The sequence below is a fragment of the Nissabacter sp. SGAir0207 genome (assembly GCF_005491205.1).
Classification (GTDB): domain Bacteria; phylum Pseudomonadota; class Gammaproteobacteria; order Enterobacterales; family Enterobacteriaceae; genus Chimaeribacter.
The window spans coordinates 16,533-31,886 of the sequence record NZ_CP028039.1; the positions used below are offsets into that span (position 1 = coordinate 16,533).

Annotated in this window: 18 protein-coding genes; all 18 read right to left on the reverse strand. The window is 53.8% G+C overall.

From position 1 onward, the window contains the following. Positions 1-170 precede the first annotated feature (170 nt). The gene (locus tag C1N62_RS21610) at positions 171-1,058 is read right to left on the reverse strand and encodes a RepB family plasmid replication initiator protein (protein WP_137765805.1); all 888 of its coding nucleotides are present in this window, start codon (positions 1,056-1,058) and stop codon (positions 171-173) included. Between the two features lie 307 nt (positions 1,059-1,365). Next, positions 1,366-1,851, reverse strand: coding sequence for a glycoside hydrolase family 104 protein (locus C1N62_RS21615; protein ID WP_137765806.1), 486 nt, complete (start codon positions 1,849-1,851; stop codon positions 1,366-1,368). 125 nt (positions 1,852-1,976) lie between these two features. Continuing rightward, positions 1,977-2,306: a hypothetical protein gene (locus C1N62_RS21620; protein WP_137765807.1), complete on the reverse strand. Its 330-nt coding sequence runs from the start codon at positions 2,304-2,306 to the stop codon at positions 1,977-1,979. After that, complete coding sequence (locus C1N62_RS21625; protein ID WP_137765808.1) at positions 2,303-3,898, reverse strand: hypothetical protein; 1,596 nt, start codon at positions 3,896-3,898, stop codon at positions 2,303-2,305. The genes C1N62_RS21620 and C1N62_RS21625 overlap by 4 nt, the downstream gene beginning before the upstream one ends. Positions 3,899-3,949: 51 nt before the next feature. Beyond that, positions 3,950-4,351: a hypothetical protein gene (locus C1N62_RS21630; RefSeq protein ID WP_137765809.1), complete on the reverse strand. Its 402-nt coding sequence runs from the start codon at positions 4,349-4,351 to the stop codon at positions 3,950-3,952. A 2-nt stretch (positions 4,352-4,353) separates the two neighbouring features. After that, positions 4,354-6,537, reverse strand: coding sequence for a hypothetical protein (locus C1N62_RS23250; protein WP_168195930.1), 2,184 nt, complete (start codon positions 6,535-6,537; stop codon positions 4,354-4,356). Then, positions 6,527-7,162, reverse strand: a complete 636-nt coding sequence (locus C1N62_RS21640) for an odaE (RefSeq protein WP_137765810.1) — start codon at positions 7,160-7,162, stop codon at positions 6,527-6,529. The genes C1N62_RS23250 and C1N62_RS21640 overlap by 11 nt, the downstream gene beginning before the upstream one ends. Positions 7,163-7,207: 45 nt before the next feature. Then, positions 7,208-7,594: a lysis protein gene (locus C1N62_RS21645; RefSeq protein ID WP_137765811.1), complete on the reverse strand. Its 387-nt coding sequence runs from the start codon at positions 7,592-7,594 to the stop codon at positions 7,208-7,210. Beyond that, positions 7,591-7,917, reverse strand: coding sequence for a holin (locus C1N62_RS21650; protein ID WP_137765812.1), 327 nt, complete (start codon positions 7,915-7,917; stop codon positions 7,591-7,593). The genes C1N62_RS21645 and C1N62_RS21650 overlap by 4 nt, the downstream gene beginning before the upstream one ends. Positions 7,918-8,030: 113 nt before the next feature. Continuing rightward, complete coding sequence (locus C1N62_RS21655) at positions 8,031-8,258, reverse strand: hypothetical protein (protein ID WP_137765813.1); 228 nt, start codon at positions 8,256-8,258, stop codon at positions 8,031-8,033. Positions 8,259-8,337: 79 nt separating this feature from the next. Beyond that, on the reverse strand, positions 8,338-8,919 hold the full coding sequence (locus tag C1N62_RS21660) for a tail fiber assembly protein (protein ID WP_137765814.1): 582 nt from the start codon (positions 8,917-8,919) through the stop codon (positions 8,338-8,340). After that, on the reverse strand, positions 8,916-9,257 hold the full coding sequence (locus C1N62_RS21665) for a hypothetical protein (protein ID WP_137765815.1): 342 nt from the start codon (positions 9,255-9,257) through the stop codon (positions 8,916-8,918). The genes C1N62_RS21660 and C1N62_RS21665 overlap by 4 nt, the downstream gene beginning before the upstream one ends. Beyond that, positions 9,254-12,100 carry a tail fiber protein gene (locus C1N62_RS21670; protein WP_137765816.1) on the reverse strand — a complete coding sequence of 949 codons (2,847 nt, stop codon included), beginning with the start codon at positions 12,098-12,100 and terminating at the stop codon, positions 9,254-9,256. Before C1N62_RS21670 ends, C1N62_RS21665 begins: the two co-directional genes overlap by 4 nt. Next, positions 12,097-12,537, reverse strand: coding sequence for a phage tail protein (locus tag C1N62_RS21675; protein WP_137765817.1), 441 nt, complete (start codon positions 12,535-12,537; stop codon positions 12,097-12,099). The genes C1N62_RS21670 and C1N62_RS21675 overlap by 4 nt, the downstream gene beginning before the upstream one ends. Positions 12,538-12,697: 160 nt before the next feature. Then, on the reverse strand, positions 12,698-13,570 hold the full coding sequence (locus C1N62_RS21680; protein WP_137765818.1) for a phage tail protein: 873 nt from the start codon (positions 13,568-13,570) through the stop codon (positions 12,698-12,700). Between the two features lie 2 nt (positions 13,571-13,572). Continuing rightward, positions 13,573-13,881 (reverse strand): hypothetical protein, encoded by a 309-nt coding sequence (locus tag C1N62_RS23395; protein ID WP_240775858.1) that lies wholly within the window; start codon positions 13,879-13,881, stop codon positions 13,573-13,575. Then, entirely contained in the window at positions 13,863-14,999 is a 1,137-nt protein-coding gene (locus C1N62_RS21685) for a bleomycin hydrolase (protein WP_240775859.1), read from the reverse strand. Before C1N62_RS21685 ends, C1N62_RS23395 begins: the two co-directional genes overlap by 19 nt. Then, on the reverse strand, positions 14,999-15,343 hold the full coding sequence (locus tag C1N62_RS21690; RefSeq protein WP_137765819.1) for a hypothetical protein: 345 nt from the start codon (positions 15,341-15,343) through the stop codon (positions 14,999-15,001). The genes C1N62_RS21685 and C1N62_RS21690 overlap by 1 nt, the downstream gene beginning before the upstream one ends. Positions 15,344-15,354 lie beyond the last annotated feature (11 nt).

A 15,354-nucleotide genomic window follows, 5' to 3' on the forward strand; every position in this document is an offset into this window, starting at 1 on the left:
TTCACGTGTTTCTAAATACATTCGCATGAAGATATGGCTCAGGATTGCTCATAAATTAAGCTTTTCGAGGCCACCAAGATACAAGAACGTGTTACTAAATACATTTCATGAATGATTACGTGCTTGTAAATACCTTTTCGACGCCAACGTGCTACTAAATTCTTTTGGTCTTATTCGATGATATCTAAGGATTTTAACTTAGGATGACGCTCGAAAATGATAAACTGTATTTCTCTACCCTTCTTCGTCTCACTGTATGATAAATATCCAATTTTCTCTAAATCAGCCAGGGCACGGCGAATGATCTGATTTTGCACATTAACTGGGGATTCCATAGCTAATCTTTCACGTAACCTTTTCATTGATATGAATAAAGTTCCGCTAGGCATACTCTCGAAGTAGATATAAAGGGATTGTGCAGCCTCTTTCTTCGCCAACTCAGCTAATGCCTTAAGCCCTAGCAACACTTTATGGTCATATCGATAAAGCTCCCATAACCGCTTGTCTCCAATGATTTCTACGGTATCGTTTTTGATGTCTAAAACAGCACTATGAACCAGGTGAGTGATCATAGATTTCTGTCCATCTTTGGAGCTGAAGGCGAGTGTAAGGCTTGAGATATTGAATAGTGAGTCGTGTAAGCGAGTACGCAAGCGCGCTTTGATATCGACTGATTTGATACCACATAGCTTAGCAAACTCAACGAAAGGGAGGTTTATCTTTTCGCTTGAAAATCCATAAGTTGAGAATGCAGATATGATGCCTATCCATGTTTTGAAATCAGTAGACATATTCAATTTTGCACCTTGAATCTTGATGTTCGAATATCCCTCCTGGCGTGCAACTTCAAGGCTAGACAACTCTTCAGATGCATCAATCTGAAAATCACGCTTTCCCTTGTTTTTTGGGGAAACAGGTGTGAATACGCTTAAGCGTAACAGTGCTACTGGTTGCACAGTCTTATGGCTATTAGGTACTAGTTCATAAACTGTGCCAGACTCCTTCCTAACCACCGCAAATGGATTACCTAATTCGTTGTTTTCAGCGTTCTTTTCCATTTATCCACACCTATGATGAGAATTTAGCATTCAACGTGTAAGTAAATACATATGGTACGTGAAAGTAAATACATTTTACGTGCAAGTAAATACTTAGATCGTGCAAGTAAATACATTTTACGTGTAAGTAAATACACAAAGTGCCTTTTTTATTATTAAAATCATATAGATACAAGCTAGGTGATCTTTATTGATCTTGTTTTGATCTTAATTGAAATAAAAGAATTGATCTAACCAGTGGATAAGTGGATAAGTGCCTGATAGCGCTCAGAAGCGCCCTACATTGCATAGGGCGCGCGCTGACGGATCAGCCGGTAAGCTTGCCGCCAAAGTCCTGATAGGCCTTCAGGAGGCGATTGAGGTCGTTCTCATGCTGGCCATAGCCGGCACCTGGCAGGCTTGCCCAGATATTGGCGCACTTCTTGACAGCTGACGTGATACGGCCGGCTTCGATATCAGCCAGTGCCGATCGCTCCTTTAGGAGCTGAATGCACAGCAGATCCTGGCTGGCCGCACTGAAATCCTTCAGGCCGAGCTGCTTTTTGTAGGCTGGCCACCAGCGATAAAGCTGCTGGTAAGCACCTGACGCCGTGGAGCGCTGCCCATTGCGGTTGAAAACCTTCCCCGTTCTGCCACTGGCAAAGGGGTGATCGGTGTAGTCGGTGAATACCTCTGGCTTACCGTCGATGCCGGTCACAATGACATCATAGCCGCCGTTGGTGGTCAGGGGATGGTGAAGGGTGCCTTCAGAAAAGCGCAGCATCTTCATGAATGCTGTGAGGTTTGCAGTCATATTTACTCCAGATATAACTTTTGGGATATTCGCTGGCGTAAATCCTCATGTAGCAACAAGGACTCTTTTCAGAGTCCTTTTCCTTTTGCGCAGATTACCCAAAGTTACATCTGTGCCCGTGGGCTTTAGCAAACATCGCCCTCCTCAAGGCGCTGGCGGTGCTCTTCCTCCATCGACTCCAGCTCATCCACCCAATCCTGCGGCAAGCCAGCCACTGAGATCGCGCACATGTCCAGCGCGCGGATCAGCGCGAACGGCTGGGCGACATTGCCGCGTAATGGATAGATACCCTGTGCCCCTGCTTCAGCGGTCATTGTGATCATACCGACCATTGCGTCGATATCCTCAAAGGCAAAATCCCCAGACACATCGAACTGGCATGGCTCTGTCACCTCATCGCCATGAAACGCCAATACCCCATGCTGGGATCCGGTACTGATTTGAATCTCGATCATATTCCATGTACCTCTTTCAAAATGCCGGCGGCGAACTCAAGCAGCCCGTCACCATTGACCAGGGAAACCGCCCCTGCCTGGCTACCCACCAGGTACTCAAAGGCGGTAGAAAACACTTCTGTTGCTCTGGCACCATGGACATCTTTTGCCCCATAGATCTTGCCAATGTAAGGCGATGCAAAATTATCGATAATTGCAGCCTCATCTTTGTCAAAATTAGCGCCAGCATAAAATTTTCTGAGTGATGCAATGGCAGTAGTCGAACCTCCTGCCCGCTCCGTCAGGAAGGCCAAAGCCAACTTGAGATAATCCGGATTGGAATACTCAAAGTGATGGCCGATCTCATGCCACAGGACACGCTTGCCGCCCGTAGGGTTGAGCGAGATGCTCTGCTTGGAACGGCTGGCATAAGAGCGTTTGCGATGCAGGTCTATTTGCTTAAGCGTCTTGATGCGTCCGCCTGCCAGCTTGAATGCTGCTGCCAGGTCACGGAGCATCGCTCCTTCCCCAGCTGCTGCATCATACTCAGACATCAACATTTTGCTGATTTTTATGCCATTCGCCCATTCCTCAGCAGCCTCATCGCTGACGGTATCCATGCTTTCCAGCTTCTGGCGCAGCTCCTCAATCACGGGGGTTACTTTGCTAAGTGAATAGCCCATAAACTGTTTAAGCCACGACGATGCGGCGTAGGAAGCGTCGTATGAGTAATTGCGGCACCCATCTCTTCGCTGGGGGTTACCATAGCCAAAACGCCCCTGAATGAGGGCATCTTTCACTACCCCCGCTTTATCCCCGAACATGTTCTTCAAGTTTAACCATTCGAGCGAATCACCATTGGCAGGATCCAGCATATTGACCACATACTCTTTTGCAGCGCTGACCATGGCATCGGCGGGGCTATTCAAACCAGAAAGCAGCGCCACCCCATCCGCTTTTTTGGTTTGATACGCGGCATTGGCCTCGTCCTGGCTGACACTGGCCTGCTCTACAGGCGGAGCAAGTAGCGTAAAAATCCGCACCAGCTCACCATCAAGAAGATCCCCAACACGGTTTTTGAGCAAAGCAACTGATGAGCCTTTGAGGGAGCCGTTTGACTCCTGCATAAATTTGAGCACGCCCTTGAGGTTCTCAATGCTGTCGTCAATCTCTTGTGGTGTGGTCGCTGCCATTCGCGCTTCCACAGCAGGCCGCAGACGATAAGCAGCACCGTTGACGAAAAACATTTTCCAGGCTTTATCATCGGACAGGCTTAAACCAGGAACGCCGATGATGTCAGTGCAGCTGCGGACAAAGCCCCAAAATGATGCGCCTGTGCCGTCCGGTAACAGGGCTTTTTTTGCGGTGTTGTAACTGGTGCCCATGGTAGCGGTGGCCAGCTTCAAAAAAGCATCAATTACTGCATCGCTTGGCGAGTCCTGCTGCACCAATGCCAGGAGCTTGGTTTCAATGAAATTCTGCTTGCCTCGGACGCCGGCGCTGCCCCAAAAGCTGCTGATGGCTTGGGCAACCTCAGAAGCGGAGTCACAGGCGTTGATAATGCTCAGGGTTTGCTTATTTGCCCTGGGCATTTTGAGGGTATTTTTTAACATTTTTTCTGTTCCAGGGTGACCCGCCTCACCGGGCGCGGGTCACAATCGCCGTTAAGCCGCCTCAGCGGGTCGCTGTTGAATCCAAAGCACTGCCCCTGCCTTGATGTCATTTAACGTAATAAATGCGCCCTGGAAGGCCTCCAGCGCGTTTAACGTCGATATGAAGTCATCAACCGGCTGCTGCTTAAAATCGCCAGCAAGGAAACGGGTCACAATCTCAGGTGCCCCCTGTTCCTCTTCAGGAGCTGTTGGCGCAGGGGCTGGTTCAGGTTTTGGCTCCGGCTCTGGCGTGGCTGCCGGTGTGCCAGCAGCCCCATAGCCAAGCTTCACCAGAACTTCATCAATCTGGTCATTCAGATCCAGCAGGTCGAGGCCTTTGGCCGTGGTCAGCTGCTCCAGTAACGCATCCAGCTCGTCATTGAGGTCGAGGCGCTCTAATGCCGTCAAAGCCATGGTTAACCCCCCTGCCGCGCGACTGCGGCCAGCAGATCAGACAGGTGTTGCGCGGCAGCGTTTACCAGGTCTTCGTTTTCGTCATAGATGCCGGCATCGGTCAGGGCTGCAATAGCCTGGCGCACGGCGGCGCGCGCATTGCGGATCTCCACAATGTCAGCAGATTGCAAGCTGGCGATAGACTTCAGGTAGTCAATGGCCTGTTGTGCGGCTGAATCTGCTTCTGGCTCTGGCTCCGGCGCGGGTTCAGGCTCGGGGACTGGTTCAGGTGCCGGAGCTGGCGCGGGTGCCGGCTCCGGTTCAGGTGTCGATGCTGCCCCACCACCTTCTGCCAGGGTCGGGAAGGGTTGGCCAAATGACACGGCATTGTGTACAGCAGCAACGTTGGATGCAGACGGATTCATGGCCAATTGGTGCGCCATCTCTCGCAAGGTATCATCGCTATAGTTGCGTGTTTCGCCCCAGGCAGCGACCAAATCACCCGCGTATCCGATCATCTCACCCAGCTTGTCGGCACCCGTTAAGATGGCGGGGGTCGGCTCTGGCTCCGGCTCTGGGGCAGGTGTTGGCTGCGGGGCGGGAGGCGGATTGTCTTTCTTCACCTGCTTAAACAGATCAATAAATTTCTGGGTTGTTTTAGCGCCATAGCTTTGACGGACAGCCTGGAAACCACCGGCATCCTTCATGCTTTGCGGCAGATCATCGGCCTTCGGAGCATTATTGTTCAGGTAGTCCAGATAGAAGAGGTTTTCATCGCCCTGATATGCCTTGATGAGAGGGATCAGATCATTCAGCAAGGCGGTGATGCTGGCTTGCGTCTGGACTTTCTGGAAGTCCACCAGCTCGTAATTAGCAACGTCGCTTTCGTCGAGCGGCGAGACATAAGCCACAGCCCCATGGCGGTAATTCGACGGGTCAAAATCCTTAGATTTCACAATGGCAAGGCTTGCAGCCTCCTCAGCTGTCGCAATAACCACAGGTTTCGGAGCTTGCGGAATTGCCCCCGGTCCAGCTGCGCGCGCGCGCAAACCATACCAGAACAATTTGCGCGGACCAGGATCGGTGTTGCCAGAGGAAGTGCCCATGCGCGCCTTAAGCGCCGGGATATCGCCCAGGTCAGATACCTGGCCTTTGTACATGATGAGGTCTTTCAGATCGCCTACGCTGATTGAGTCCAGACGGCTGGCAAGGTCAACCAGATCACCCGTGGAGATATTCTGGTTAAAAGCCCAGTTGGCAACATACGTGTCTTTGTAGTCGGATTTTGCCCGGATGGCATCGAGGGCGCTGGCGCGCGCCTGGCGCTCGGAAACTTGTGCCGCTGCATCGTCTTTTTTCTTCTGGGCAGCCGCCAATTCAGCCTGCAACTCCTCGTTTAGCTCTTCCTGCTGGTCAGCCTGATGGGTCAGCTGTTGCAGCTGCTGCGAGAGGTCATTGCTGGAAGCCTTCAGCTCGTCCCCCTGCTCCACCAGCGAGGCCTGTTGAGCTTCCAATTTGTCGCCCTCCTCCTGCACGTTGTCCAGCTCCGCCTTGAGCATTTTCTGCTTGGCCTGGGCGTGTTGGAACTTCGCGGTGTTTCGCTCAATCAGGTTTGATAGGGCATGAGTAACCTGCTTCAGGGAAATATCGCGGCCGTTGGAGGGGGAAACGGTATGGGTGACATCTTTCTTGTTCAGCAGGAACTGAAACGCAACCAGGGAGTCAGTGGCGGCAATGGTGCCGACATTGCCCGAAGGGCTGTGAAAGACCAGGGTCACCGTCTGACCATCCGAGAGCGGGATCACCGCCGGCATAACGGCCAGGCCTTGTACCTTGCGCACCCGGCCGATGTTCGCGCCACCGATAGACTGGCCGCCATCGTCAGTGTCGCCGTTGGTATCGTTGCCGGCCGTGATACCGGTGCCGTTAAGTCCCTGGTTCAGGGCGCGGACAAAGGCGCGCATCGTGCCGGAAAGGCGCGCCCGGGTCGAGGTCACCGCCTCAAACATGGCGCTGGCCTCAGCCATCACGGGGATGTCATAGAAATAAGTGGCCTCGATGTCTTCCAGGCTCACAGATTCCACCATGAAATGCTCGCCGTCGCCCTGATAAAGTGCAGCGATGGCGGCGGCCGGAACGGGGCGGTTCACCACGTCCTGGCGGTTTTGCAGCACCATGCCGGTGCTCATGCGGATATCAGGCAGCATTGCTGGCCTCCAGGGCTTTAAGTTGCTCTTTCAGTTGCACGGTCACCCCTTGCGCGGTACTCAGGCGCGTTTTCTGCGCCTCAATGCCTTGGGTCAGAGAGGAAACCTGTGATTGCAGGCGGGTATTGGTGCTGGACATCTCACTGACGCTGCTGGACAGGGCATCACGGCGCGTCTTGGCCTCTTTGAGGCGCTGCACGTTGGATTTCACGGCCGGGCGAGTGTTGGAAGTGTCCACCACCTTAGCGGCCTTCTTGGCCAGGCCATCCGTGAACTTTTGGGAGTTTTGTTTCACCGCGCCGGCCAGGGAGCTGGCCACCTTGGTGATGGTATCCGCGTGTTGCACCCCGATGGATTTCCCGTTGAGCTTGAAGCCCACCAGGTCGCCGGAGTCGTTCACCTGCACGGTGACTTGCTGCTGATCCTGGAAGCGTAGCACTGCCTGTTTGACGCCTACCCCGTCTTTTTTGGTGGCGCGGTTGCTGGCTTCAACGTTCTCAACGGTCACGCCCTGCTTGGTCAGGGCGTCGATGAGCGGCTTTAACCCCTTCTCGGTCACCTGGGCAAAGTCGAGCTGGGCATACTTCTGGCCATTGCTGGAATGGAGGCTATGGGAGTTAGGCATTATCAGGATCCCGGTCAATCTGGATGTTCAGGTTTTTTTCCACGGTCATGTCCAGGGGAAAATGCGGTAGAGCGGGTTATAGAAGGAGTCGCCATGCACAATTTTCACGTGCACGATCCAGGCACCATTCGTACTGATTTTACTGGTTGCCACATCCAGATACTCGCAGTTGGAGCCGGCGCGGGAGTGCTCCAGTGTCCGGCGGCCGCCGGTGATCACCGTGGTCGGGAACTGCGCATCACGTAACGTGTACTCGATGGTCGCGCCCTTCAGGCGGTTAAATTTGGTGTCGAAGAAGAAAGGGATCCGCAGATACCCCTTTTCAACCTTATGTTCACCCACGCGCAGGCCGGTGATTTTCGACCGTTTCATGACAAAGCGATCGAAAACCATCGAAGCCCCGGCAGTGGAGAGTAAAAGCAAACCGATCATCTGCCCCCCTTGCTAAAGAGCTGTGTTAATACTTTGCCAATGGCCTCACTGTTGAGGCGCTTGGCGATATGGATCACCTCGTTCCCGTTGTTGCTGGTAAGCAGCACGGAAAAGTAGATGATGGATTCATCAAATTGCTGATGCCGCCCGATGTAGAAAGCCATCAGCCCAGCGGTGATGGCGATCGACGTTTCGGTTAAGAAGTCCAGAAAACTCCCTTTAATCCGTTCTTCTCTGATCCCCATGAGGAACACACCAATACCACTCAGAAAAGACAGGCCTACGGCGATGGCAATCGGCACAAATTCGGTGGTATGCAGCACCTTTAACTCCTGTTCGCCTATGTCATGGCGGCCGATTTTATGGAATGTTGCATTTCCCCTTGCCGGCGCACGGGCGTAAAAAAACCCGCCGGAGCGGGTTTTATGATGAATCGTCAGGATGTTTCGGATTCTTCTACTGGGTAGGAGAAGGTGCCATCTGCGGCGTTGTAAATCATGCCGGCCTCGCAGGCCACGCCCTCCGGGATCAGTACCAGGGTGTAGCCTGGCATTTTGAAGGTGTTGAGAGTCTCAACAACCAGCTCCACAACGTCACTATTGTTGGGGATCATTGCGTACCAGCCAAACTGCGGTTCATCGTCGTAACTGTCTTGGGCGCTCATATAGCTTCCGATTTTATGGCGTATCACGCCTGTAAAAGATGGGCGTGAAAATACCGCAAGTTACATCTCCTCCCTTGGGCTATACCGTAGGCCAGACAATATTTGGCGCGTCACTAAGATCCAGTGCCTTCAATGCCTTGATGTAGGTGATCCACTGCACCAGCAGCGCCTTGTCATCGTCAGTGATGGTGCCAAGCGCAAGCTCGGTCTGCCACAGGCTGATTGTAGAGTTGGCGTTGGCCAGCAATTTATTGCGCGTGGCCTCAGCCTGCCCTACCAGATCCGCAGTGGTGTAGATCCGCGCAGAGATAGTCCCGTTGGCATACACCCAGGAGCCATCCAGGGTCAGGCCGTCAGGCACAGCGTCCGCACTCACCTCAGCAATGCTAAAACCGAGAGGCCAGAACCCGGAGACATCCATGCCATAAGAGCGGATAACGCCGGTATCAGGCTCGTACATCACCTTCATTGTGTCACTGGCGAAGGTCTTTTGTACCTCATACCAATCCTGGCCATCCTCAGTGCAGGCAAAGGCCACCCCGATTTCTACCAGCCGTTGCTTCTGCTTGGCGGCCTGGAGCTGCTCGGCCGTGGGATTGTCTGCGGCGGTATAAGTGATCACCGTTGGCTTATAGCTTGTAAATTTCTCGTAGTTTTTCATGATGGGTATGTTGTTAGGCCATTCACATAGGTTGCGGTATACCAGGTGCCGTTGACGTAATATTGCAGTGGACGGGAGTAATAACTGCCGTCATCTGCCCCAAAATCGCCGCCAGCAGTAATCACATGACCATCATACATCTCCCTCAACCGGCCGCTTAGGTGTATGAACACGCTCTCACCCATGCGGATTCCGGTAATGGCACCATTGATGACGGTAGACAAGTAGTCACTCAGCAAACCATTGTTCCAGGCCGCCCCCTCAATATCGCCGTTTGAGGTGATCTTTGCGGCCTCCTTGAGCTGCAAAGCACCTTCGGCTGTGAAGCGGGCAATCAATTCCTGATCGTCGCCACTGCTGCCATTGAAGAAGTCATATCCCCCTCACCTCCGCCCCGCTGGTTCAGGAACGATGCCCGGCCATAACCATCCACATAGTTCCAACTGAGGTACATGCCCTGGGCATCAATTTGAGCAGCAGTCGGCCGTTCTTTGATACGTGCCCAGCTGTTGAGATAAAGGGGTCCGGCCATTGTGGCGGAGCCTGTAACGGACAGGGTGCCACCTACAACCGTACTGGAACCGGCCAGAAGAGCCGTTCCGCTTACCGTGAGCGCCGTCCCCACGCTTAATGCTGTAGTGGTTGATAGCGCTGCGCTGGTTCTTGCGGTCGCAGCTGTCAGCTTCACGGTATTGTCGAAAAGCTGGACACTTGCGGTGGTCAGGTAGCTGCTCAATACGACGACATCACTGCTATCTACCGATTGCCCCAGGAACCAGTGCCGGGTGCCATCGCCTTTCTGCGCCTGGATATAGTAGGCCTTATCCAATGTGGCTGGCTTGAGGTACAGGATGCCGTTATCTGCCTGCATAACTGTACCGCCAGCCACGTTCATGCCACCGTTAAGCGCGGTTTTGCCTGCTACAGTGAGCGTGCTATTAGTGCTGACAGCACCTACAACCGAGAGCGTGCCCTGGTCACCGTCCATAGTCAGCTGAGACGTTACGGCGCTCAAGCTATTACGTGCCTGGATGACATTCCGCCCACCGCCCAGGGTGGTGTAGAACGTTGAAAATAACCCAAGGATCCGACCTGCATCAAAGTTAGTGTTGGTAGAGCCAGTCTTGGCCTGGATTGCCATCACCTGAGTATCTGCGGTCGGCAACGTACCATCAGGCAGATCACTGCGTGCGTAGGTTGTGTAAGGCAATCCACCGTTGCGGATAACGCCCATGCGGTAATTGGCGACCACTGATTGAGTAAACGTGGCATCCGTTCCGCTCAGTGCGCCAGTGACATTCAGGGAGCTGCCCATCGTAGCTGCGCCAGTCAGGATCAGCGATCCGGAAGCGGTAATGTCACCTCCTGCACTCACGGCACCGGTCACGGCCAGGGTGCTGGAAAGCGTGGTCGCACCGGTAACCTTAAGCCAGTTTGAAAGCGTCGTGGTGCCAGTTACGGCTAATGAACCTGCTGCGCCAATCGAACCCGTGGTATAGAAATAACCAGTTCGCGTGTTGATGTAGGCAGTGATGCCGGGAGTGCCAGCAGAGCTGGTGTTATAGAACCCAATCCCATACCAGGACTTGAGCAGCATGTTGTTTGCGGTGGTTGAAGCCCCATCTGCGCCACCATAGATGCCTGTCGATTTGCCGTAATCCCCACCGGTGTAGGTGCCACCCAAATTCAGGCCGCCGCCAAATGCGGCCTCGGAAACCACAGTTAACGTATTGGATAAGGTGGTTGCGCCGCTCACTTTGAGCGTACTGCCCAGGACTGCGGCACCGGTCAGGGTCAGCGCCCCGGAGCCGGTAATATCGCTGCTGGCGCTCAAGGCGCTGCTGACAGACACCGCGCCGGTCATCGTGATCGCCCCACCTGCCCCCAGGGCAATCGCACTGCCGCCCAGGGAGTTACCCCACTGGACTGCATCTGTGCTGTTCGCCGCCTGGCCGAAATACCAGTGGCTCGTCCCGTCGTATTTTTTCCCCCGGATGTAATAGCCCGTGTCAGCAGTGGCAGGTCGAAGAACCATAGCGATATTGTCGCCCATGACGGACAGGCCATTGGTGACATTGACACTCCCGGCAAGGGTGGTTACACCGGCAACCGTCAATGCCTTGGAGGCGGAAACATCCCCTGCCGCGCTCAATGCGCCAGCTACTGATAGTGTGCCTTCAGCTTTCAGTGCGCCTGTGAAAGTGCCGGTGGCGGTATCTCCATTGATAACGAGTTGCGCTGCGATGGCATTACTGGCATTGCGCGCCTGCAAGTACATTCGACCGCCACCGGAAGTTGTGTGATACGTGGTGATGGCAGAAAGAGAGCGCCCCGCGTTGAAATCGTTAGAGGTTGAACTGGTTTTAGCATAAATGCCCTGCACTAACATATCGGCCGTAGGTGCCAGCCCATCAACCGAATCTGTACGTGCGAAAGTGATATATGGGTTATAGCCATCACTGCGCACAAGGCCAATTCGGTAATTTGTCAGCATTGAGCCAGTCAACGTAGCGTTAACTCCGGTCATATCACCGTTCACGGCCAAAGCTTTGGTGGTGACTGAGGCGGAAATATCGCTATTGACCTTGGCAATGGCGTTCTTCACTGCCAGGGAGTTGGCGGCCACGGTTTCGTTGCTGCTATCGATAGCCGAACTCAGCTCAATACCAAGGGTTTGCATGACCCGGCCGGACTGATCGATCATGGCCTGGGTGATCTGCGTGGCTCCGGCGGGGATAGTGACCTTGCACAGCTCCAATTGGTTGCCGGCCAGCGCGGTGCCGGCTTTCAAGATCACTATCTCAGCCGCCTGAATGGTCGAGCCACTGTTGACCTGGCTCGTTTCGGTGCCGATGGCATAAGTGGCCTGAAGCGCCACTACCCAGCTGGCACCAGCGGTAAGGGTCAACGTCACGTCTGCCTGTTGGCGCACGGTCAGCTGGTAATATGCCCCGATGTTGAATGAGCAGGTGCCACCCTCTGCGCCAGAACTGATCAGTAGCTTGAGACCCCGGCCTGCCGAGGGTGTAAAGCCCTGGTAGATCCCCGCCCCGATGATGCCGCGCAACTTGCGGTTGATGGCCGCCGAGCTGTACGGCTCCCGGAACTGCACATCAGAAATCAGCGTAAGCGTCTCGGGCTGCGGAAAACTTTTTGCAGTGACGATCGCGGAATCACTCATGATGCACCGCCTGTTTGCAATTTCAGCGTACAAACAAAGCCTTTGCCTTGGTATAGCTGATCCTGCTGAATGCACAGCACCCCACAGGCCACCCCTTCGCTATCGCACAGCACCAACGTATCAAATGGGTAAGAGGTGTTTGCTGCCAGCGTCGAGGTATCGAGGCTGACGTTGATGGTGATCACCCCGTTGCCATAAGACAAGGTAAGATTAGCGGTCGCAAACTGCGAGGTGAGATTTGCCAGGGTGAAATCTTTCGGGATAGACGCAATGTCATACGTGCCCTTACTGTTTTTGGTGACCAGGGAGGACGTACCGAATACGGCGGTTTTCAGCAAAAAACGCTGGCCGGCACCAATCTCTGATTGCGCGCGCCGCGCGTAGTAGTAAGAAAGCAGCTGTAGCTTACTGAGGCTGGCTGGTACTACGGTTGTCATTTTTGGGTGTCCTCTAATCCAGCGGCCAGGCCGCATGGAAGGTTGAGCGCACCACATGGCATGACGAATGCCCCTGCCTGGAGGCATTCGTCATGACGTGCGGCAAATTGGTTAGGTCATGGGGAGTGTAGGGAAACTAGCATCTCACCTTTGGCCAGCATTAGGTGTCAGCCCCTTCAATGCCGCTCAGGCGATCCATCTCCCAACCATCCAGCAACACATCGTCGTAAGCCACCAGATCCTGCGTTTCGATGATGAGATCAATTGCCTCGATCTCCCCTAGCTCAACGGTCACTGTCTCCAGCACGGCCGCCTCAGTAACTTCCACCAGCGGCGCTATTTCCTCACTCACTGAGATTATCCGGAGATAGGCCGAGACTTCCGGCTCTGTAATTGTCCACTCATAGAGCAACTGTAATCCGCCAAAAACCACGTGCAGGGGTAACAGTGGCACCACCACCTGTTTAAACTTGGTAAGCGCCGCCTGAGTCACCTGAGCGACTGTAGTAATATCTGGGTTATTACCTATTGTGATCAGGTCGGTCAGCTCCTGATATGAAATGCTCACCACACCCCGAGAGGTCAAGAACATCTCGCCATAGTTACTACCTACCGATTCCAAGTTGTCCTCAGAAACCAGGACGGTGCCATAGGGATATTTCTCCTGGTTTATCGGGGCATAGATAGGCTGCCAGGTGATCGGGACGCCATGGAACTCGCGGTAGAAGGTCTGGATAATGGGGCGTTGAGTCCCTTTAAAGTGGATCTCGTCAAGCCGTTGCTGCAAAAGCATCGGCTTACTTGAGGCGTCGCTCGCTCGGATGGTAAAGAATTGCCCCATCTCGCTGATTCGGGTGTCAAGATCCTCATCCGTCATTGAGAAGAAGGATTTTCTCTCGGTCAGGCGCTCGAGGTAAGGCTCTACCGCGTCAATAAACAGCGTCTCAACAATGTCCGCAAAGCCGCTTTGCATCACGGAGTTTTGCTTGGCTTTGGTAAGCCGGTTTTTAAACCAGCCCGAGGTTAACCCCATGATCAGGCCTCCGTATAGGTGATATTGAAGGTCGAACCGCCAACATCCAGGTAGACAAATTCGTCATAACCGTTCGGGGAAAACATGTTGGCCACTGTGAGGGTGAACTCGTCGAAATAGCCCTGCTCATTGATAAAGCCCCAGATGTCTTTCAGTTTGATCTGTTTGAAATCACCGGTGCCATGGGGGTCAAACTCAGCAGAGTCGCGGCCAAATCGGGTTTCCAGGCCGGCTTTCAAGTCAGCAAGGATGACGGACTCAGTGAGGCTTGCAGGGATCTCACCGGTAAGCGTCAGCGTAAAAGGCAGCATCTTCGCGGGGTATAGGTGAAACGTTTGTTCATGGCGTTCGGCACCGTTGCCAAAGCCTCAAATACCAATGCTTGCATCTGCGCCTGCGTTTTGCCCGGATACCAGCCGGAGATAAAGATCCGGTTGATGTTTTCGAGCTTCATCACTCCATCAATCTTTTCCTGCTCTCCCTCCCCCCAGGCACTTAACCAGGTGCTGGCCGGTATGTTCTGCTTCAGGTAATAGGTATAGTCCTCAGCCCAAACTACCTGGTTGTCGTAGGACAGCGCATACTGCGCGCGGTTACGTGTCACTTCGGTGCTTTCAACATCAGAGCCGCCAGTGATAGAGGTAAGGCTTTTAACCGTCATGGCGTCAGCCAGGCTGGCAGAATCATCTGAAGGTGTCAGTGTCTGGCCAGCCAGCAAGGTGACATCGCCCGAGCTGCACCAAACCCGCAATGTGATGGTAGATCCTGCCGGCGGCATCATGCCGATGGTGCCGTCACCAAAGCGCACCCCCAGCTGCTCAGTGGGTTTATAGAACTCTACATAGACCTGGCTGTCATTGGTGGCCAGACGAAACATGGTGCTTTTTTTCCAAGTGGTCGTTTCGCCGTCAATCGTCACCAAAACATCGATTTTGTAGCACACCTCTGTCAGCGCGCGAGACAGCAGCACCTGCTGGAACTCTTGCGCCTCCGTCACAGTCGTTGAAACCTCCACGATCTCCAGCTGCTTCACCATGGCTTCAGCCGTGCCGCCGGCCGGAACCTTCACCACGTCCATAGTCAGATACGGATACTGGTCATCGGACAAAAATGTAGTGTACTGCGGCACCGTCAGCACCATATTCGTCAAGTTGGTGATGACAGCGGAGCCGCTGGACGGATCAACCCGGGAGCCGACATATCCCCGGTCTTCAGCGGCCGCCAGGATGCTTGAGCGCTTCGTTGCGGTGGAGATAAAGCCCTCACTGAGGGCTGCATCTGCGAACTGCTGGCATCGGTAAACCATTTGGCCGATGAATGTTGCCAACATGGTGACAAACTGGGATCCGGCAAACTGGGACCAGTATTCGTTGCTTTCCACCAGGGCATCGAATTTTTCTTTGACAGCGGATAGGCTCAGGATAGCCATTATGGTGTTACCTCAGTGTTGATCGTCCCTTCTGGGAGCTTGATGATTAATTGCGCCCAGTCGATAGCGCGCGGCACGTAGCTGATGCCGGTGATCCGCAGATTGGGTAAGTCCTGTGACAGCTTCTGTAACAACCGGCACTCAACGTTGACCTGTTCGCGGATCGAATCCATTGGCTGGTGCTTAAACTGATGCAGGATGCAGCCCCAGCTTGGCTGCCCATACACACTTCCCACGGGTGTATCCAGCCATTCCCGCAGCTGGGATGCTTTCGATTGCAGCTCGCCGCCGTACTCCTTCAGGCCGTTTGTTTCCAGGGTCATGAGATGGTCAATCTCTTTCATATTGAGCCTCC